The sequence below is a fragment of the Leuconostoc sp. BM2 genome, assembly GCF_002095565.1.
GTDB classification, from domain to species: Bacteria; Bacillota; Bacilli; order Lactobacillales; family Lactobacillaceae; genus Leuconostoc; species Leuconostoc falkenbergense.
The window spans coordinates 1-19,674 of record NZ_MOWQ01000033.1 but is presented as its reverse complement, the minus strand read 5'-3'; the positions used below and the strand labels follow the sequence as shown (position 1 = coordinate 19,674).

General features: G+C 38.7%; 19 protein-coding genes and 2 pseudogenes. 5 read left to right on the top strand and 16 right to left on the bottom strand.

Annotated features, from left to right (window positions below; translation table 11 throughout):
- Positions 1 to 96 precede the first annotated feature (96 nt).
- The 4 genes and pseudogenes from BMG01_RS08470 to BMG01_RS08455 all read right to left on the bottom strand — a co-directional run bounded on the left by BMG01_RS08470 (position 97) and on the right by BMG01_RS08455 (position 4,495).
- Positions 97 to 699, bottom strand: a complete 603-nt coding sequence (locus BMG01_RS08470; protein WP_004913501.1) for a PTS transporter subunit EIIC — start codon at positions 697 to 699, stop codon at positions 97 to 99.
- 114 nt (positions 700 to 813) lie between these two features.
- Entirely contained in the window at positions 814 to 1,737 is a 924-nt protein-coding gene (locus tag BMG01_RS08465; protein ID WP_004913503.1) for an AraC family transcriptional regulator, read from the bottom strand.
- Between the two features lie 98 nt (positions 1,738 to 1,835).
- Positions 1,836 to 2,321, bottom strand: coding sequence for an Rrf2 family transcriptional regulator (locus BMG01_RS08460; RefSeq protein ID WP_004913506.1), 486 nt, complete (start codon positions 2,319 to 2,321; stop codon positions 1,836 to 1,838).
- Between the two features lie 59 nt (positions 2,322 to 2,380).
- A pseudogene (locus tag BMG01_RS08455) lies at positions 2,381 to 4,495 on the bottom strand (YhgE/Pip family protein).
- A gap of 216 nt (positions 4,496 to 4,711) precedes the next feature.
- On the opposite strand from BMG01_RS08455, the gene BMG01_RS08450 reads away from it, so the two are divergent.
- The 3 genes from BMG01_RS08450 (at position 4,712) to BMG01_RS08440 (ending at position 8,520) form a co-directional block, all read left to right on the top strand.
- Entirely contained in the window at positions 4,712 to 5,995 is a 1,284-nt protein-coding gene (locus BMG01_RS08450) for an MFS transporter (protein WP_004913511.1), read from the top strand.
- Positions 5,996 to 6,031: 36 nt separating this feature from the next.
- On the top strand, positions 6,032 to 7,441 hold the full coding sequence (locus BMG01_RS08445; protein WP_004913514.1) for a glycoside hydrolase family 32 protein: 1,410 nt from the start codon (positions 6,032 to 6,034) through the stop codon (positions 7,439 to 7,441).
- Positions 7,442 to 7,557: 116 nt separating this feature from the next.
- The gene (locus BMG01_RS08440) at positions 7,558 to 8,520 is read left to right on the top strand and encodes a LacI family DNA-binding transcriptional regulator (protein WP_004913516.1); all 963 of its coding nucleotides are present in this window, start codon (positions 7,558 to 7,560) and stop codon (positions 8,518 to 8,520) included.
- Between the two features lie 18 nt (positions 8,521 to 8,538).
- Here the strand turns inward: BMG01_RS08440 and BMG01_RS08435 are convergent, their stop codons facing one another.
- The 5 genes from BMG01_RS08435 to BMG01_RS08420 all read right to left on the bottom strand — a co-directional run bounded on the left by BMG01_RS08435 (position 8,539) and on the right by BMG01_RS08420 (position 11,523).
- Positions 8,539 to 9,018: a glutathione peroxidase gene (locus BMG01_RS08435; RefSeq protein ID WP_004913519.1), complete on the bottom strand. Its 480-nt coding sequence runs from the start codon at positions 9,016 to 9,018 to the stop codon at positions 8,539 to 8,541.
- Positions 9,019 to 9,093: 75 nt separating this feature from the next.
- Complete coding sequence (locus BMG01_RS08430; RefSeq protein WP_004913521.1) at positions 9,094 to 9,954, bottom strand: fructosamine kinase family protein; 861 nt, start codon at positions 9,952 to 9,954, stop codon at positions 9,094 to 9,096.
- Positions 9,955 to 10,036: 82 nt separating this feature from the next.
- Entirely contained in the window at positions 10,037 to 10,171 is a 135-nt protein-coding gene (locus BMG01_RS11590) for a hypothetical protein (protein WP_004913524.1), read from the bottom strand.
- 266 nt (positions 10,172 to 10,437) lie between these two features.
- The gene (locus BMG01_RS08425; RefSeq protein WP_004913530.1) at positions 10,438 to 11,079 is read right to left on the bottom strand and encodes a hypothetical protein; all 642 of its coding nucleotides are present in this window, start codon (positions 11,077 to 11,079) and stop codon (positions 10,438 to 10,440) included.
- A 195-nt stretch (positions 11,080 to 11,274) separates the two neighbouring features.
- Entirely contained in the window at positions 11,275 to 11,523 is a 249-nt protein-coding gene (locus BMG01_RS08420) for a GlsB/YeaQ/YmgE family stress response membrane protein (RefSeq protein ID WP_004913532.1), read from the bottom strand.
- Between the two features lie 311 nt (positions 11,524 to 11,834).
- Between BMG01_RS08420 and kdsA the strand changes: the two genes are divergently transcribed.
- Positions 11,835 to 12,686, top strand: coding sequence for a 3-deoxy-8-phosphooctulonate synthase (gene kdsA / locus BMG01_RS08415; protein WP_004913534.1), 852 nt, complete (start codon positions 11,835 to 11,837; stop codon positions 12,684 to 12,686).
- Positions 12,670 to 13,626, top strand: a complete 957-nt coding sequence (locus BMG01_RS08410) for an SIS domain-containing protein (protein WP_004913537.1) — start codon at positions 12,670 to 12,672, stop codon at positions 13,624 to 13,626. Before kdsA ends, BMG01_RS08410 begins: the two co-directional genes overlap by 17 nt.
- Positions 13,627 to 13,674: 48 nt before the next feature.
- Here BMG01_RS08410 and BMG01_RS08405 read toward each other — a convergent pair whose 3' ends face one another.
- The 7 genes and pseudogenes from BMG01_RS08405 to BMG01_RS11665 all read right to left on the bottom strand — a co-directional run.
- Positions 13,675 to 15,333, bottom strand: coding sequence for a glycerophosphodiester phosphodiesterase family protein (locus tag BMG01_RS08405; RefSeq protein WP_004913540.1), 1,659 nt, complete (start codon positions 15,331 to 15,333; stop codon positions 13,675 to 13,677).
- A gap of 14 nt (positions 15,334 to 15,347) precedes the next feature.
- Positions 15,348 to 16,664 (bottom strand): chloride channel protein, encoded by a 1,317-nt coding sequence (locus tag BMG01_RS08400; protein WP_004913543.1) that lies wholly within the window; start codon positions 16,662 to 16,664, stop codon positions 15,348 to 15,350.
- Positions 16,665 to 16,848: 184 nt separating this feature from the next.
- Entirely contained in the window at positions 16,849 to 17,328 is a 480-nt protein-coding gene (locus BMG01_RS08395) for a DUF1440 domain-containing protein (RefSeq protein WP_004913546.1), read from the bottom strand.
- Positions 17,329 to 17,485: 157 nt separating this feature from the next.
- On the bottom strand, positions 17,486 to 18,445 hold the full coding sequence (locus BMG01_RS08390) for a nucleoside hydrolase (protein ID WP_004913548.1): 960 nt from the start codon (positions 18,443 to 18,445) through the stop codon (positions 17,486 to 17,488).
- A gap of 1 nt (position 18,446) precedes the next feature.
- Positions 18,447 to 19,379, bottom strand: coding sequence for a ribonucleoside hydrolase RihC (rihC, locus tag BMG01_RS08385; protein ID WP_004913550.1), 933 nt, complete (start codon positions 19,377 to 19,379; stop codon positions 18,447 to 18,449).
- A 20-nt stretch (positions 19,380 to 19,399) separates the two neighbouring features.
- Positions 19,400 to 19,546: pseudogene (locus BMG01_RS08380) on the bottom strand (NupC/NupG family nucleoside CNT transporter); the annotation flags it as partial.
- A gap of 38 nt (positions 19,547 to 19,584) precedes the next feature.
- The coding region (locus tag BMG01_RS11665; protein WP_143470296.1) for an IS3 family transposase at positions 19,585 to 19,674 on the bottom strand (90 nt) is incomplete at its 5' end.

The window sequence follows — 19,674 nt, the reverse complement described above, 5'->3', positions numbered from 1 at the left end:
GACAGTGCGTTCTTGAGATGATAAACTAGTCATGAGTCGCAGTTCCTTTATGGTTGTTTTAGACAATTACCATTAAAGGCGCTGCGGCTTTTTTATTCAAGTGTTCGGTTTAATTTTACAATCTACCATACCTATAAAAATACCCGGAATTAAAGCTGCAAACGATTGTGAAACCATTGGCGGTACACCCGCTGGCATTTTAATTGTCCAGCCGTGTTTCACAATATAAATATATAAACGACCAACGATTAATCCAATCACCATCGCTGAAAAAACACCTTGTGATGAAAGCCACGTTACCGGAATAGCAGTGACGGCTACACGATTAGATGTATAAGAACCTAACGGCGTCATGATTAAAAATGACATTAGGGATATAATACCTGCCGCGGTACCATCGTCTTGATCAGACATAAAATTTTGAACTAGGTATTTAGCCATCAAAAATGATAAATACAGTGCCATAGCACCAATCGTAATAGTGCCAATACCATTTAAAATATTAGATAGCGGTTTGTAATTTAAATCTTTGGTATATATCGATAGCAGTGTCGTTAATGATCCCAAAATTATCGGCGGTAAAAGTGCCATCATGGCGCCCATAATTGTTTGCAGATACTTGTTTTTCCCAATTTTGTCTAAAGTTGGAGACATATTGTCAAATAGACCCGTAACTTTTTCCTTGTTAAATTTCATCATGCGCCTCTCTTTCGAATTGACTATTTAATTTTACAATTTCATTGTAAGCGCTTTCTCTTTAGCTAACCTGCTTTTTTATCGCCTAAAACATGTAAATATTTGTCATTTTGGTCATCACATTAATTTTGACATTTTCCGATATTCACTAGGTGCAACACGGTAAACTACAATAAAAGCATTGTAAAAATTCCGATAACTCTCAAACCCACAGTCAATAGCAATTGTTGTGAGATCTGAATCAGACGTCATCATTTTTTCAAAAGCAGCATCCAAACGAATAGAACGGAGGTAACTTGTAAAAGACGTACCCATTCCTTCTTGAAAAAATTTTGAAAAATAACTAGTGGAAAAATTGAAATCGTTTGCGGTAGAAGCCAAAGTAATCTCATTAACAAAATTGTCATGTAAGTAATCAATCACTTTAATCAATCTGGTCCGATCAAAAGTCAATTTTCTCCTAGCAGCAATGGTTTTATCGGCATAATGTTCACATAAAATTGCCAATAAAGCATATATATCAGACATAACGTGTAAATTCATTAATAACTCGTGCGTTTTGTGCCCTTCTTTTAAATATCGGCTGCATATCGCCATTTGCTTAAAATAGGTCAACACAACATCATCATAATCATTTTTTGCAAGTGTACTATTAATTTGAAAAACAAATTCATTTGGATATTTACCAAACGTCACCTCACGTAAAAATTGTATTGGTAACTGAATAATCATGACTTGACTATTTTTGAGCCCCTGCGTAGCATGAACGGTATTTGTGTTAATCACCATGAAATCATTTTTTTGTAAAATATATTCTTCAGTAATCAACCAAACTTTCAACTGACCAGATAAGCAATATATCATTTCAACACTTTGGTGCCAATGCTTCGGGATAAAGCGACCGTCATTTTGCTCATTAAAACTAAAAATACGAAACGGTAATCCGCTTGTTGTTTGAATACTTTCATGATTATATGCCATGTTTTCAATACCTTTATGATTATTTACATCTTTATAAATATTATATGTAACCGTTTTCATTTTGTTTCATATTATCACGATTATAATTTATCGTCAATAATAGCCTGTCTAAACAAAAAAGGACCAGCTGGTCCCTAAATTCTTACACTTTAAATTCATCACACAAAAGCCGTTTGATTTTGTGGTTCGTAATTACGCCAATCAATGCCATCGCTACCATCTTCGCGCAACTTCAGCAAGTCGAGAATTGAATACTGCTTCAATCGCTTTTTGAAATCTTGCTCAGCATCAAATATGATTGATAGGACTTCCTGTGTACCTGTTTCAACCGCTTTTTTGGCTGGGAATACTCTATCAGCTAGCTGTGTAGAATGAACAAAACTGTCCTTTCCCTCAATTGCTTCATAAACGTCCAACAACGTGATTGACTTTGTGGCACGTGCCAAACGAAAGCCACCCTCTTTGCTTGCAATTGCTTCCACAATATTGGCAACAACCAATTTTCGCATGGTCTTTTTTAAATATGAATCTGAAACTTCAAGATGCTTACTCAAAACGTGGCTCTTAACCGGCAAGCCATCTTTTTGTAGTCCCAACATGACTAATACAACTAAACTTTGCTCAACAGCACTAGACATTTTCATGGTGATATTTCTCCCATCTTTTTATGTACAAAGCCCCACGAATGAGGTTTATGAGTCATTTATTCCGCAGTTGATGATTGTGGAAATGATAATTGATTATGCCTTAATTTCACTTCGTAAACGCCCCAAGTTAAAATCATGGAGACAATACCCAAGCTCAATAATACGGTTAGATCCAATGCCACGCTGCCACCAATTGAAATTGTTTCACGTAGCGCGTGAACTGAATAAGTCATTGGCATCCATGGGTGAATCGCATTAAAGAAGCCATTTGAGAGTTCAATTGGATAAGTTCCAGCACTGGCACTCAATTGCAAAACCATTAGAATTAACATTATACCAGATCCCAGTTTGCCAAATGCAACATTGAACAAAATCACAAATTGATTAAAGGCAAACGATGCTACCAAAGCTACTATGAATGTCATGACTGGCTTTTGAGTTTTCATACCGTCAACGATAAAGAGCAATGCCGTCATCAACAGTGCTTGCGCAATCCAGACCGGTGCATTAACTGTTTGCTTGTCAGCCCACCAGAGGAAACCATTTTTCGGTTTCTTGCCAACAGTCATGAAATCAAATATCGCACTAAATGCAACCATACCAACAAACAGACCGACCGACATCATATATGGTGCCATACCAGTACCATTGTTAGCAACTTTAGATAAATCAGAATTATCTTTTTTAACTGGTTTTGACAATGCAGTCACATTAGATTTTTGATTATGAATGCTTGATAATTTAACAGCGCCATCAGCTAATTTTTGTGACAACGTTTGCGCGCCTGTGTTAGCTTGCCCAAGAGCAACGATTGCCTAATTTTCACCTTCTAGTAACTGTGTGGTGCCAGAATTGAGCTGCGAAGCGCCTTGATTAAGGGTGCCACTATTAGCATTTAGTTGACTCAATCCGGCATTCAATTGACTCGCACCTTGTGCTAATTGTTGTGCTCCCGGAACAGCTTGCGTAGCGATACCGTTGCTAACTTCAGTTAGACTCGCATTGAGGGTTTTGATGGCTTGTTGCGCTTGTTCAACAGCGCCTGCTCCTGATTTTAAATCGCTTAACTTAGAATTTAGAGTTTCCATTTGGGCAGTAATAGAGGATTGTAAATTAATTGCAGCTGTGCTACTTTTACCTAAGTTTTTGCCTAAATCAGTTAGAGCGTTTTGTATGTCTGTATTGCTTTTTAACTGTGGATCACTGTTAACTAGTTTTTCTAGTGTTTCGAAGTCCGTTTTTGATCCTGACAAGCTATCAATCAAACTTTTTGCATTTTGATCACTTTCACTATTTGATCCAGATCCACTTCCACTCAGTTTTCCTAATCCCTGCGTCAGCTCCGTCAAACCAGCATCCAACTTTGCCAAATCAGATGCCTTTGCTTGTTGCTTTGCATTAATTTCATCACTGACTTTTTGAAGTTGTGTGGCGAGTTGTTGCGCACCTGCCACTAACTGGGCAGAACCAGAATTAGCTGATGAGACACCGCTTGTGTACTGCGACAAACCAGTTACAAGTTGGGCAGAACCGCTTTGCAATGCGGTCGTTCCTGTTTGTAATTGCTTTGTGCCATCTTGCAATTGGGAGATACCACTACTCAATTTACTTGCACCCTCAGAACCAGTATTAAAACCACCCTTGGAAGCAGTCGTAGCGGTTACAAGTGTTTGACTATACACTTTTTGTAACGACTGTGACACTTTGGTTTGTAATTTCTCGGCTGCTGATGTTGTCATTTTTTCAGCAATAAATCCTTGACCTGTGTTGTGAGCAATTTTGATTTCTGGTTGCACAGGATTACTACTCAAAAGTGTGCCAGAATTCTCAGTGAAGTCACTAGGAATTGTGATGGTCATGTAATATTTACCACTTTTCAAGCCTGATGCGGCTTGAGATTTAGTGGTTTTAATAATTTTTAGTTGCTTACCATCTACCAAATTTTTGGTGAGGTTATTTCCTAAATGTTGCGTCTTACCGTTAATCTTTGCAGCGCGATCTTGGTTGACAATTGCCACTGGTAACTTGTTGACATTACCATACGCGTCCCACAATGATGACAAAAAGATAACCGCATAAAGGCTTGGAATGAGTGCAATTCCAATTAGTAATAATGGCAAACCGCGTATTTTTCGAACACGTTGCCACTCCGTACTTTTCCAAAATTTCATGAACTTTCCCGTTTCCTTTTTTTATCTATGGATAAATTATATAGCCGAAAGGAAGAATATGCAAGCTCTTTATTTTATTTGTAATATATCAAAAAACAAACATTCAAAAAATAAAACTGCCAATCGGTTGACATACTAAAAAATTGAAATTATAATCACTTATGTAAACGTTTACATTTTGGAACGCCATTTTAATAAAGGTTAATGGATCAGCTAATGAATCATAATCAAAAAGGCACGCGCACCTTTAAAAACGCGTCTTATTTACAAAGTTCAACTAGCATGTTGCTGTTCTTTGCGTCATGGGGTATTTGGTGGAGCTTCTACCAACTATGGTTGACTTCCGACACAAATGGTCTGGGCCTATCTGGAAGTCAAGTTGGCACTATTTTTTCCGCCAATTCATTGATCAGTTTAATTTTGATGTTTGTTTATGGCACAATTCAAGACAAACTATTCATCAAGCGACACTTACTTATTTTTAACGCTGTTATATCTACGCTAATTGGTCCATTTTTTATTTGGGTCTACGCCCCTCTCCTCGTCAATCATTTTGCTATCGGTATGTGGGTCGGTGCTATCGTGCTATCGACAGGTTTTTTATCGGCAGTTGGCATACTAGAAGCGGTCACAGAACGATTTAGTCGTGTATTCTCATTTGAATATGGTCAAGCTCGTGCTTGGGGATCATTCGGATACGCTATTGTGGCCCTACTTGCCGGTGTTTTGTTTGTGATTAACCCTCATTTAAATTTCTGGTTTGGTTCATTATTTGGTGTGCTACTATTATTGGTTCTTATATTCTGGGTGCCAAAAGAAGAGCGTGATGCCAATCATGCTGTCAAAACGTTAGCCCGCGAAGATTCAGTACCAAAGCTGTCAGATATGTTACGTCTTTTAAAAATGTCTGAATTATGGCAGGTGATTATTTTCATCATGTTCACTTGGACTTTTTATAATATTTTTGATTCACAAATGTTTCCTGATTTCTATACAAAGTTATTCTCAAGTGTAGCAGTTGGCCAACAGACATACGGCACGCTCAACAGTATTCAAGTATTCTTTGAAGCGCTAATGTTAGGTATCGTACCAATTGTGATGCAAAAAGTTGGTGTCAAACGGACACTCATGATTGGTGTCGCTATTATGTTCTTGCGAATTGGCCTTTGCGGATTTAACGCCAATCCATACGCCGTTTCCGCCATTAAAATGCTGCACTCTCTGGAAGTACCTATGTTTACGTTATCAATTTTCAGATACTTTACCCTTCACTTCAACACCAAACTTTCGGCTTCTCTATATATGATTGGTTTCCAGATTGCAGCCCAAATTGGGCAGGTTATTTTATCAACACCATTGGGCATTCTCAGAGATCGTGTAGGCTATCAAAATACATTCCATGTCATTGCTGTCATTGTCTTGATTGCTGGTGTTTACGCGTTCTTCATTCTCAAAAAAGATACACAACACGTCGACGGAACCCCTTTGGCTAAGTCGTAACGCCGCAACATCCAAAACATACTTTAAGGAGACAATATGTCACACACACTCGAAAAAAATTTCTCAACGGTGACCAATGATCGCTATCGTCCTGAATTTCATTTAGCACCAACCTATGGCTGGATGAATGACCCTAATGGTTTTGTATACTTTCAAGACTATTATCATATTTTCTATCAAAACTATCCCTACAAACCTGAATGGGGACCAATGCATTGGGGGCACGCACGAAGCAGTGATTTAATGCACTGGGAAGACTTACCAATTGCATTAACCCCTGGTGATGATGAAGATACAGACGGCGTATTTTCGGGAAGCGCCATTGTCAAAGATGGTCGTCTTTGGCTGATTTATACGGGTCATCATTACTACGGCGACAATGATCCCGAACATTTTTGGCAAAATCAAAATCTAGCTTATAGCGATGACGGTGTTCATTTTACAAAGTATGAGCACAACCCTATTATTGCAGAAGCGCCGTCTGATAGCACCCATCACTTCCGTGATCCTAAAATTTGGGAATATGATGGCAATTATTATGTCATTTTAGGCAATCAATCACAAGATGGCCTCGGTCGTGCCTTAATCTATCAATCCGAAAATCTCTTTGATTGGCAATATCTAGGTGAACTCAACACATCACGAGCTGTCGCAACCGAAGGTGACATGTGGGAATGCCCTGATTTTTTCACTCTCAATGGTCGTCATATCCTACTTACTTCACCTATGAAAATTGAAACTCAGCCACAAAAATTCCGTAATCTCTATCAAACAGGTTACTTTGTAGGCCATTATGACTACACCAAAAATCAATTTGACCGTGGCGAGTTTCAAGAATTAGATAATGGTCATGACTTTTACGCCTCACAAACCCTTTTGGCGCCGGACGGTCGCCGAATTGTTATTGGCTGGGCGGATATGTGGGAAAGTGCATTTCCTGAAAAAGCAGATGGCTGGGCATGTATGCTCACATTACCTCGCGAACTTATCCTAGCCAATGACCGTTTATTGATGCGTCCAGTCGCCGAAGTACGCTCTTTACGTGGACAAGTACTAAGCAGCGGCAGTTTGTCATCAGTACAAACGGTATTAAATGGTCATTCAGCAACTGTTGAAGTTCAGCTCAATCTCACAGCCCAAGATTTTATCTTACACTTCCAAAATAACCGACAACAAGACATTATCACGCTCAATTTTGATAATGCCAACCAGCAATTCCGATTAACACATCAGGATCATCCTCAAGATGATCGGTTTGCAACAATTGCACAATCATCAGAAATAACACTTTCCTTATATATTGATAAAAGTGTCGTTGAAATATTCGTTCAAAACGGTGAAAAAGTATTCACAGAACGATTCTATACTGATGAGGCACCTACAATCAAAATTGACGGCAAGAATTTGTTAGGTCAGTTCACAACCTATCAACTCGAAACAAACTAAACAACATTCTCCCAGCAACATTATCAAAGTTTATCATCACTTGTAGTATACTTATAATTAGTTTTATAATGCTTATCAAATTAGGATAAGCATTTTTATTTTGTTTAGGTGATGTGATGAATTACAAATTAGAAGATGTTGCTGAAATTGCCGGTGTATCAAAAACGACAGTCTCTCGTGTTATCAATAAACGCGGCTATTTGAGCCAAGCCACAATTGATAAAGTACACGACGCTATGGCTGAACTGAACTATCAACCGAATGCAGCAGCGCAACAATTGCAAAAGAAAAAAACAAATATCGTTGGTCTGCTTTTCCCGTCAATTGCTAACCCTTTTTTTTGCGAACTCGTCGAAACGCTGGAAAAGAAATTATATCAAAAGGGCTATACAGTCATTGTCGGCGACGCAACACAGGACGCCAAAAAAGAAGAGCATTATTTAAAACAATTACTCTCCCGTCAAGTTGATGGTTTAATTGTTGGAACGCATAACTTTAATATTCAAACTTACAATAAATACCACGGCTTACCAATTGTCTCAATTGAACGCATTCTTAATGATGAAATTTCTACGATTGCCGTGAATAATTATCAAGGTGGTGTGTTAGCAACGGAATTTCTGATTAAACAAGGCGCAAAGAAAATTATTCATACCACAGATCCGTTTTCCAACAATATGCCAAGTGACCAACGACATCAAGGTTATTTGGATACCATGGCAAAGCACCACTTAATACCCATTACATGGCAAATTGATTTTGAAATGAGCTATGCACAAAAAACAGCCAATTTCACCAAAATGCTGCAACAGCATAACGACGTTGATGCTATTTTTGCAAGTAATGATGTTGAAGCAACGCAAATGCTACCCTTAGTATCAAAAATACCATCAAAACCTATCGTAGTAGGTTTTGATGGCACACGACTCATTCAAGCTATTTTTCCAAACATGCCAACCATTGTGCAACCAATCGAACAGTTGGCAAGTGTCGCTATTGAAGTTCTTGAGAAAAGAATTGCTGGTGAAACAACTAAGACAAAGTACTTACTTGACGTTACACTTTCAACCCAACGCTGATTGACCACAAAATAAAAATTAAGCACCAAGCAATTTTTCAATATCAGGAATCATTTCTTTAGGTGAAGTGTTTGGTGCAAAACGTTCAACCACTTCACCTTTTTGATTAACCAGAAATTTGGTGAAATTCCATTTAATCGCCGATCCAAAAGTACCTTTCGTGTTGTACTTTAAGTACTTAAACAATGGATCGGTATTTTTGCCGTTAACAGAAATCAAGTGATGCATGGGAAACGTCACGCCGTATGTCAAGCGACACGCTTCAGCGGCTTCATGACTCGAGTCCACTTCCTGTTTGAATTGATTAGACGGAAAGCCCAAAACGACTAAACCTTGGTCTTGATATGTTTTATAAAGCGATTCTAATTCTTCAAACTGCGGGGCATAACCACATTTTGTAGCCGTATTAACAATGATAACGGGGCGCCCTTTCAAACTGTCTAATGAGTATGTTTCCCCATTTTCTTTGATCGCTTGAAACTGGTATATATTAGCCATAATTTCTCCTTCAATCATATTTTTTATTAACGTCATTATAGCATTAGATAAGTCAAACTAAATGATAGGCGCTCACTAGTCAGATTGTTGATTGATACTGACTAATTTTTGTTGTACTTGTGCCAAGTATCCGGCACCAAACTGTGACAGATGGAACATCAGATAATACAGTTGATAAAACAATATGCGTCTTTCATATCCCGAAGTCAATGGGTAAGTTGCTTGATAACCACGGTAAAACGCATCGGAAAAGCCACCAAAAACGGTTGTAATCCCAATATCAAATTCACGATCACCATAAAATACTGCGGGATCAATTAGAATGGGTTCACCATTTAACCCAAACATATAATTTCCTGACCAAAGATCGCCGTGTAATAGTGAGGGTTGCGCTTGATAATCCATCATCAAACGTTCAAACTGCTTGATAGCTGCTTGAAATGATAAATCTAACTCTTCTGACCACAAGCCTTGATCTCGAATCATTGTTCGCAATGGCAATAAACGTTGCTGCACAAAAAATGTTGGCCAACTTTTTTGCCAAGAATTATCAGCTGTGTAAGTCCCCATTGTGAATGATTCATCAAATCCAAATTGGCCTTGAGGACTAGCTTGCTGATGTATTCTCGCCAAAGCAGTGCCTAATGCAAAAGCATCCCCTTGCGATTGATGCGCTAAATAAGACAAAACGAGATAAGCATTATTACCCCACTCTCCTATCCGCAGGACTTGTGGCGTTTTAACAAAAGGTGCTAAACATGCTAGGCCATTGACTTCATGAGTAAAGAATTCTTTTTTATGATCCGGTTGCAGTAGCAAAAATACTGGCCCCGTACTGCTTTCTAAACGAAACGCTTGATTGATATCACCGCCCCCAACAGGTGTGACTTTTGAAATTGTTCCCAAATTAAGATGTGATAAAAACGCTGCATCCATACAAACCCCTCTTTTCAATTAAAAAATAGCAATAGCCACAATCATTAACGGCTATCACTATTAAAATTTTATAGTATCAAAATCAACCATGTATTTTGTCTTCTAATTCATCACCTAACTCATCAATTCCCTTGGCGGCAAAAATTGTACCGCCAACAATCAAGCCACTGACAATCAGCGTGGAAGCAAGCATGAACTTCAAGATAGATTTCAACATTGTGAGTCTCCTTTTATAAAAAATGTGTTTGCACGGCACCTTAGGTAGTGTTTACGACTTTGTGCGCGATTGCTTAATTTCATGATAAAGGCTGAATAACAGTTGACCAACAGCCAACAAAATTGATAATTTACTCCAAAATCCTGTACTCTTTTTTACTTTTGCCATACTGAATCCTCCTAGGAATGGAATTTTGGTATTACTAACATTACGATTATTATACTTCCGTTTATTAACCAATGCAAAAAATATGCTCTCCCGACGCTTTATTTTCCTTCACGAATGGCTTGGAGTCTGGCTGGTGTCACGACTCGCTGGGCGATTTGGTCCGTGACAGAACGGTGTTGTTCATCGTAGTAAGTCGCAACAGATGTGTTTAAAGATGTTGTAAATGGTTCTGAAATTGGTCTGGTAACTTGGATTTGGTCGCCATTGATATTAATTTTTGCTGACAAAATATCCGATATCCCAGCAAAACTGTCTGTTTGTGGTACATAACGCTGAATTTCGCCGTCATTTACACTGCCCGTCATTGCCCAGTAGTTTTGTGTGAAATCAAATTGGGTATTTGGCTTGCCATTTTGACCAGCAAATGCAGCTTGTATCAAAATCGCAATTTGGTGCGTTAAATCCAGTGATGCCCAATTTGTCACGATACTACTGCTTTCGGCACTACTTGAACTACTAGAACTTGCGCTATTACTGCTTGATGATGTTGTACTTGAACTCTCAGTGCTAGTTGATGATTGAGAATGATGGCTTGTTGACGTTGATTTGCTTGATTGGTGTGCTGATTGCGATTTTTGTATCGTGTGTGATTGGCTGTAAGCATACACGCCAATGCTGACCATTATAACGACCAAAATTGCAGCAATAACTGCACCAATATATTTAGTATGTGATTTCATCCTCTCCCCTTTTTTCATATAAAATTAACTTTAACTACATTTGTTACTCTCTCATCTAAAACATAATAATCTTTATAATATATGATACGCTTTGAAATCAAAATTGCTTATTATTTTGCTTGCGTAATTGCTGATAAACAAAAAAAGAGACTTTTCCTAAAAAGTCTCTTTTATCATGGTTTAGAAAGTTTTACCTTATTTATTAGCTCTGCCAACTAACCATGAAACAATTAGCACTAGAATAACAGCGCCAATGATTGATGGAATTAGTGCCATGCCGGCCAATCTTGGTCCCCAAGAACCCAGCAAACTTTCACCCAACCATGAGCCAATTAAACCAGCAATAATATTACTGATCCAACCCATTGCTGCGCCACGACTAGTGATAGCACCAGCTACTGCACCAATGATTGCACCAACAATTAGTGTCCAAATTAATCCCATTTCTATATCCCTCTTTCTCATTATTTAATACCAAAAGGCGCGACTAACTTTCTAAGAAATGTCAATCAAACCCCTTGGTTAATGCCTTAAGAATAACAAATATAATATTTTATTGCAAATATTATGCTCACACTATTTGAAACGAAAATGTTAGATTGTCATTAGAAACCAATCGTTTTTGGACATGCTTTTCACAAACTCATGCTATAATATCCGTAATATTAATTAAGTATGGATAAGGCTACCCCAGACTCATAAATTAATAGCAAACACCCAACAAGAATTTGATTAAAGTTAGGAGACAGAAAATTATGCCACAAATTAGTGATGTATTTCAAGATTACGGCTTTAAAAACGATCGCCTCACACTCCTCGCCGGTCCATGTGCCATTGAATCATATGAAACATGTGCTGAAGTAGCTGAGACGCTAAAACAAATTACTGATGAACTTGGGATAAATTACGTTTTCAAATCATCCTTTGATAAAGCCAATCGTAGCTCTATTGATTCAGAACGAGGCGCCGGTATGGCATCGGGCCTGAAAGTTTTAGCCAAAATTAAAGAGAACTATCATGTTCCAATTGTCACTGACGTTCATGAACCTTACCAATGTGAACCGGTGGCTGAAGTCGCAGACGTGTTACAAATTCCCGCTTACCTAAGCCGACAAACTGACCTGCTGTTAGCAGCTGGAAAAACTGGTCGCGTTGTCAATATTAAAAAAGCGCAGTTTATGGCACCAGAAGATATTCAAACAGCTGTGGATAAAGTAGCGACAAGCAATCCACATATTTTGGTAACTGAACGCGGCACTATGTTCGGCTATCATCAACTTGTTGTCGATATGACAAGTCTTATTCAGATGCGCGAAACAGGCTATCCCGTCATTTTTGACGCGACCCATTCTGTTCAAGTGCCAAGTGGTTATGGTAATCATTCAGGTGGCAATCGTGATTATGCCTTTCCTCTGATGCGCGCGGCACTAGCCATTGGTATTGATGGCATTTTTGCTGAAGTCCACCCAAATCCGCCAAAGGCAATTTCCGACCAAGATAGTCAATTATACTTGTCAAAAATTCGTCCTATTCTTGAAAATGCGAATCGGTTATTTCACGAACATCTTGAAATGAAGGCGGTGTATGCCCATGACGACTTACTTTGATGATGCAAAGCACACGTTCAACACTGAAATTGACGCGTTGAAATCAGTCCGAGATACTTTAGACACGAATTTTGATAGCGTAGTGGCAGCGATTTTACAGACCAAGGGACGTCTCATTTTTATTGCGATTGGTAAATCTGGTATTATTGCTGACAAAATTGCAGCCTCTTTTTCATCTGTCGGCGTTCCAAGTTTTTACATTGATGCTGGTACAGCCTATCACGGTGATCTTGGTCGCGTTGCCAGTGACGATTTAGCCATTTTCATTTCTAATAGTGGCGAAACTCAAGAAGTCATTCAAACACTAATTGCTTTGCAAGTGATTCACCACAATAAGCTCAAAACTGTGGCCATCACTGGTTCAGAAGATTCGTCATTAGCTAATAGCACCGATTTACTTTTAAAAGTTGATGTCGCTGAAGAAGCAGACCCTACTAAATTAGCGCCGACAAGCTCAACGACGGCAACACTAGTTATGGGCGATGCTTTGTTAATTGCGATTGAAAAAGAAAAATCATTCAAACGAGAAAACTTCGCCTTGTATCACCCCGGTGGCTCCATTGGTAAGTTGTTATTACAAAATGTTAAAAATGCCATGCACACAAAAATTCCTTATGTGCATACCACAACGCCAATCAATGATGTTATTTATCGTATCAGTGATTTTGCCGTTGGCATGACACTTGTTAAAAATGATGATGAAAAAGTTATTGGTATTGTTACCGATGGTGATATTCGTAAAAAGTTTTTGAATATTAGCCAAGTCAAAAACTCCACTGCCAAAGATTATATGACAGAAGGATTTATCAGCATTAACCAAGAAGCCCGCAATGGCGCTGCTTGGAAGAAAATGGCTGCACATAATATTTCCAACTTAGTTGTCCTTGATGATAATGAAGAAGTTGTCGGTATTATCACTATTCATGATGTTTTAGATTAGAAAATCAAAGCAGGTATCACTCATTGTTACATGAGTGATACCTGCTTTTTAAATCGCTGACTTTTGAAAGAATAATATACCGCGCAATGCATCACTATACGTCGGCTGCTTCACCAATTGTTTTAACTGCTGCCGCACCTGTTTTGGATGATCAGTGATGAAACCGCGAACGCCCATCACATAAGCACTGGCAACATCCGCTGAATCATTTACTGTCCAAACATATAAATCTTTTTTGTGTTGATTAATCGTGCGCACAACCGTTTGGTCAACAGCTGAATATTCAATCGCATAAAATTGATTCGTTTTTGTGCTATCAATCGTATTCTTAACTGGTGATAACAATCCAGTCCTGACTTTCAAATAGCGGCTTGCTCTTTTTAGGGCGTTCTGATTTAACGATTGAATTTCTGAATGATTCTTTTGAATTAATGGACCATACTGCGTCTCAAATTTTTGCAATTGCTCATTGGTAATTGTGTCATTAATTTTCAACTCAATTAGTAATTTCTGATGATACAAATTGGCTGTTTTAAGATAATCTTCAAACGACGACAGCTTGAATATATGCCCTGCTTCTTTTATTTTCAAGGACTTTAAAGTTGACCATTTTGTCTGATTAATTTTGTAAGACTTACCACTTGTAGTCGTAACTTTTGTATTATGACTCAAAACATAAACATCATCTTTTGTTGGCTGAATGTCCATTTCAACGTAATCTGGTTTAGTTGCACTTACTTTTTTCAAGTTTTCAACGACATTTGGTGTTTGATTTAGGCTACTAATACCTTTGTGAGCAATCACTAAGTAACGACCACTCGGTTGATCTATCCATTTACCAGATAACCAAACGCTCAAAATGCTAACCACACACAAAATTAATAGGTTTGCCCAATGCCATGCCTGATTTGGCCGTTTTGAATGATTGGGTTGGGCATAATCAGCTAGTAGGTTAACAAATTTTGCGGTAATGACATAAAAAATGCCTGTCATCACCACAATCAATACATTAGCACCAACGTGCCTTATCGCGACCGACGTGTATGAATCCAATAAATGTTGAGCATAAATGCTCCCAAACAAACTAATGACAAGAACGATTACAACCAACAATAAATCGCGATAAAACTTCAAATTAAACTGACTGCGACGCCAACTATTTTTAAAGCTCAATCCAACACGATCATGACTAATGACTGTTTGGTGAATCAAAAATCTCATTTTCACAACCAACAGAAAATAGAGTATGTACACCACAACACCAATAGCCAACGCCAACTGACTATTCAAACTATCAAGAAAAGTTTTAGGAATAGTCAAGTAATAAGACAACGGGAATTTAAAGCCAAATTGATTTAAAGGAATTGTCAAAATTAACAACAATGCAGCATATAAATGAACGCGTCCCTTTAACAAACCAGAGCAAAATTGTGACCATGTGATGTTTTCCCAAAGCCACAAGAACGCACCCAAACACAACCCAACATACGCAAACCACAGGAATAGATAGACCACAACGGTGATAGCATAATTAACCCAATAGTCACCAATATAGTTAAGTAACATTGTCAAATCATTGGTCGGTATTTGATAGGTTTTAGGCTGATAACCTTGTACCCAATTAATTAGACATTGCGCAACAACATTAAAGATAAAAATGATACTCACGATTATAATTGTTTGACGTGATATTTTTTTACTGTTCATAGTCAAATCCCCTTTCATTTAGGAACTGGTACTGTTTTGAATTGAACTTTGGTGTTGTATTTTTTTAATGTTTGACGAGAAATTACCATTGCAATTGCCACTCCAATTGCCATTGGCCAGAACACTGAGTAATTGAGGTGACAAATTTCAAGAATCATGAACATTGCCATGAAAGGTGCTTGTTGGGATGCTGATAACAAAGTTACGGCGCCTAAAACAGCGCACTGCCAAATCACAAGATTAGGCCATATCTGTGATAAACCGATACCGATAATTGCGCCCATCGCTGCACCGATGGCAATGGCTGGTGTTAATGTACCACCAGCTGCACCAAAACGGATTATCAACACTGTCACAACAGCTTTTAAAATACCAACAGCAATCAAAAGCCACAGAAGTTGTGAGCTTTTTGTCCACATTGCCGTCTGTGCAAGTGCCCGGCCGTTGCCCATGATTTCCGGAAAGAAATACGCGACCACACCAGTTAAGAAAGCTACCAAAGGCAACTGCCACAAAATTGGCGATTTCTTAACTTGATTTTTTTCAGCCCATTGACAGATCACACGGAATAGCGCACCAGCAAATCCCGTGAATGGTGCAATAATAATAACTAAAATCAAACTGATCATCGAAAAATGCGCATCCCCAACTAAATAGTACGGGTGAAATCCTTTTATTAAAGATCCCATTAACATGGCTATCATTGACATCGTCAGACTCACTAACACGTTGCGCAATGATAATTTTTTTAACAATATTTCAACACAGAATAGCATACCTGTGATAGGGGCAATATAAATACCGGCAAAACCAGCACCAGCTGCCGCTGCTATCAATAAACGACGATCATCATCAGTTAAATCTGCCAGTCCCAAACGTGATTGGAAACGTATCCAAGTTTGGGCAAGCATAGCACCTGCTTCACGAGGCGCTAACTCTCGGCCAATTGATCCACCGGTACCAACATAAACAATTTGCGTGCAAACATGGACAATTGTTTGTAATACTGGCATTTTTTGACCATCCAACGCTTTTTTAATGCCAACAGTTGGTTGCGTTTTATTTCTCAAAAAGTACCACACAATAGCCACCAAAAGGCCACCAACTGTGACAGACAGAAGCCTGTGCAAAGGGCCAGCCGTTGGCACTGGTGATTGTGCTGTTTCCAAATAATTTAGAAATATTTTTTCGACAAATTCTAGTAATAGACTTAAACATATCGCGCTAAATCCAACAATCACACCCAATATAACGGTAGCAATCGTTAATGATATATTCTCTCGTGTTGTCGATGATGATCCACTATTCTTCTTCATGGCACTAGTATCCATTTTATCTCTCACTTTTATAACTATTTTAACAGGCAATAACATACTCTAGATTACCACTCACTCTGCTAGTGCACAATGTAACATGGTTTTCCAAACAACAAATAAAAAACGCGATTGCTTTAAATTCATCACGTTTTTGTAAAATGCCAGCCATTGGCACTTGAGCGTTATCAATCACATGAACTTAACCTATCAATGCCACCATCACCAAATAAATACTCCATCCCCAGACGATATGTCCAAAAAATTCTGAAAAGTGCTCTGCAAATGGTTGCTTTGCAGGTGACGGAATCGTTTTTAGTAGTGGCAGTAGCACAATATGAAAAATGAACCAAACGACAATCCCATATACTGTTCCCTGCCCAATCGTGACAACATGATTAAACGCCTGTAAAAAAGTAAACAGCGCAGCAAATGTAATCGAAAACCCAAAATGCATGAACAACGCCACAAAGTATATCCGTTGATTTGTGGCATAGGTCCAATAAGCATGCGTAAACGCTTTAGAAAACCCAAGTTGTTGTAAGAGCTGTTGGGGTGGATTAGTCTCATCTCTAGCTTGACTTCTAGGTGGCAAAATTGCTTCCCAACCAATTTTCACCATGCCAGATAGTAAACCAGCAATAATACCAACAAAAACCGTGTCTCCTATGATATGCGACATCTTCTCTCTACCACCCTTAAAAAATTACGTTATCAATATTCATTTTTAATTATAGCATAACCGTTACAATTCCCTGTTTTTGATACTTCTTTAGCTGGCGTGCTAGTCGAAACGAACGCAATAAAAAAGTACGGACGGGTCCGTACTTGAAAAGGTTTTAATCATTTAAAACAGCAATCATAAAGTCCATGAAGTCTCTGACAAAACGTTCAGTCTTGACACCAACTGCCACTTGCGTTGTTGTGTCTTCAAGCAAACGCTCTCGATCACCGATTGTGCGACCGTAATCACCTGATTCTTGATCGTATGTCACCCTCATATTCAATGGAATAGTCAAGACATAGCTAGGATCAATCGCGACCGCCACAGCGAGTGGATCATGTAAAGCAGCACCACGATGGTCAATGCCAAGTTGATCATAAGCTTCAATGTAATAATCCATCAAATCAGCATATATTATACCTGCTTTAGTGCCCAAATCACGCCATTTTTGAGTGTGCTTTTTCGTCAACAATGTCCGTAAGGTTACATCTAGGCCAACCATTGTCAAACGTTTTTGCTCTCTAAACACATGATCTGCAGCTTCTGGATCCTGATGAATATTAGCTTCAGTAAATGGCGTCACATTTCCTGGCACTGTCAGCGCACCACCCATTAAGGTTGTGTTACCAATTAGGTGAGCAATTTCTGGATCGATTGTCAACGCTTTTGACAAATTAGTCAATGGACCAGTCGGTACATAAACTAGTTCATCTTGATATTGGTGCGCCATTTTGATCAGAAAGTCTATTCCACTCGTTGTTTCAACTTGTCGTGGTGAACGTGTTATATCAATATTGCCAACACCATTATCACCGTGAATTGCTTTAGAAATCGGCATCACATCAAAACTTTGTGTTGTTGAAGAATGAGATTCGCCCAAAAATACTGGCACATTGTCTGCACCTAATAAATGTAACAAATCCAATGTATTTTGTGCGGCTGTTTCAACTAATGTATTACCATAAGACGCGATCACACCAATCAGGTCAGTACGCGGATCACAGACAGCCCATGCCAATGCTAACGCGTCATCAACACCTGTGTCTAAATCTAAAATCATTTTGACAGAAGCCATGTCATTCTTCTCCTTCTAGTTGTTTATTCATATTTGGAATTTGCGCAACAAACCATTTTTCAAAAGCTGCTGCATCAATGTCCGTTGCAACATGGACATTTTTTCTACCTTGCGACCAGCGATTTTGCGTGTCAGCCACAGTAGCACCTGCCGCGGGCCCTTGAGTAATGACATCAACCCAATAATCTGTCAACGTGTAAAATTCTGGTGCCAATAAGTAGCAAATTGTATTCACATCATGCATTGGTTTACCATCGGCTTCAGTATCACCATAAGCAGTCATCAACTGATGTAACATTTTGCCGGATTCACCAAGTTTAGCAACATCGTCAATCGTTTGCAAAGACAGTAGTGCTTTTAACGTAACATCTAAACCAATCATCACAATGTCGATACCACTTTTAAAGACAATATCAGCCGCATCAGGGTCAGTAAAGACGTTAAATTCAGCCACTGAAGACACGTTACCACCAGATAATGAGCCACCCATCAGCACGAAGCGTTTAATATGTGATAAAGCTTCTGGATATTGTTGGATGAGCTGTGCAATATTAGTGTAAGATCCCGTCGCCACGACAGTGATCGGCTCTACGGAAGCCATTAACGTCTCAGCCATTGCACTCACTGCATCTTGTGCAATCGCCAGATTTTTTGGTGTTTCGAAATCATAACCTGGCATACCTGAAGCACCATGGATATACGAAGCATCAACAAACGCCTTCTTGAGAGGCTTTGATGCACCTTTGGCAACAGGTACTTCTTGTCGATTAAAGAATGTGGTTAGCTTGAGTAAATTAGCAGTTGTTTTATCAACACTGACATTGCCAGCCACACTAGTCAACAGCTTAATGTCAAAATTAGGATTAGTTAAGGCAATTGACAATGCCACTGCATCATCAATGCCAGGGTCCATATCTAAAATAATCGGTATCATGATTTATCCCCTTATGATGTTTACCAAATGAACAGTCCGGCTGTAGCAGCTGAAAGAAGCGATACTAAGATTCCAGAAATTAACATGTATGGTACTCGAGAACTAATATAATCATTCTTTTCTTTATTAACAAGTCCTTTAAAGGTACCAATAATCATACCCAATGTGTGAAGTGAACCCCAATAGTTGGACAAAATAAAATTAATTAACTAACAGACTCAGTGGTGAGTTGTCGATATTGAACCGGCGACAAACCATTGAGTTTTTGTTTGATCCGGTGATTGTTGTAATAATT

What these genes read in the sequence shown, in the direction of transcription:
- BMG01_RS08410 (WP_004913537.1), top strand. Translation starts at nt 12,670, where the DNA reads ATGACGACTTACTTTGATGATGCAAAGCACACGTTCAACACTGAAATT.
- BMG01_RS08470 (WP_004913501.1), bottom strand. Translation starts at nt 699, where the DNA reads ATGATGAAATTTAACAAGGAAAAAGTTACGGGTCTATTTGACAATATG.
- BMG01_RS08430 (WP_004913521.1), bottom strand. Translation starts at nt 9,954, where the DNA reads ATGGATGCAGCGTTTTTATCACATCTTAATTTGGGAACAATTTCAAAA.
- BMG01_RS08450 (WP_004913511.1), top strand. Translation starts at nt 4,712, where the DNA reads ATGAATCATAATCAAAAAGGCACGCGCACCTTTAAAAACGCGTCTTAT.
- BMG01_RS08435 (WP_004913519.1), bottom strand. Translation starts at nt 9,018, where the DNA reads ATGGCTAATATATACCAGTTTCAAGCGATCAAAGAAAATGGGGAAACA.
- BMG01_RS11590 (WP_004913524.1), bottom strand. Translation starts at nt 10,171, where the DNA reads ATGTTGAAATCTATCTTGAAGTTCATGCTTGCTTCCACGCTGATTGTC.
- BMG01_RS08405 (WP_004913540.1), bottom strand. Translation starts at nt 15,333, where the DNA reads ATGAACAGTAAAAAAATATCACGTCAAACAATTATAATCGTGAGTATC.
- BMG01_RS08420 (WP_004913532.1), bottom strand. Translation starts at nt 11,523, where the DNA reads ATGGGATTAATTTGGACACTAATTGTTGGTGCAATCATTGGTGCAGTA.
- BMG01_RS08425 (WP_004913530.1), bottom strand. Translation starts at nt 11,079, where the DNA reads ATGAAATCACATACTAAATATATTGGTGCAGTTATTGCTGCAATTTTG.
- kdsA (WP_004913534.1), top strand. Translation starts at nt 11,835, where the DNA reads ATGCCACAAATTAGTGATGTATTTCAAGATTACGGCTTTAAAAACGAT.
- BMG01_RS08395 (WP_004913546.1), bottom strand. Translation starts at nt 17,328, where the DNA reads ATGTCGCATATCATAGGAGACACGGTTTTTGTTGGTATTATTGCTGGT.
- BMG01_RS08445 (WP_004913514.1), top strand. Translation starts at nt 6,032, where the DNA reads ATGTCACACACACTCGAAAAAAATTTCTCAACGGTGACCAATGATCGC.
- BMG01_RS08400 (WP_004913543.1), bottom strand. Translation starts at nt 16,664, where the DNA reads ATGGATACTAGTGCCATGAAGAAGAATAGTGGATCATCATCGACAACA.
- BMG01_RS08390 (WP_004913548.1), bottom strand. Translation starts at nt 18,445, where the DNA reads ATGGCTTCTGTCAAAATGATTTTAGATTTAGACACAGGTGTTGATGAC.
- BMG01_RS08440 (WP_004913516.1), top strand. Translation starts at nt 7,558, where the DNA reads ATGAATTACAAATTAGAAGATGTTGCTGAAATTGCCGGTGTATCAAAA.
- BMG01_RS08460 (WP_004913506.1), bottom strand. Translation starts at nt 2,321, where the DNA reads ATGAAAATGTCTAGTGCTGTTGAGCAAAGTTTAGTTGTATTAGTCATG.
- BMG01_RS08465 (WP_004913503.1), bottom strand. Translation starts at nt 1,737, where the DNA reads ATGAAAACGGTTACATATAATATTTATAAAGATGTAAATAATCATAAA.
- rihC (WP_004913550.1), bottom strand. Translation starts at nt 19,379, where the DNA reads ATGATACCGATTATTTTAGATATGGACCCTGGCATTGATGATGCAGTG.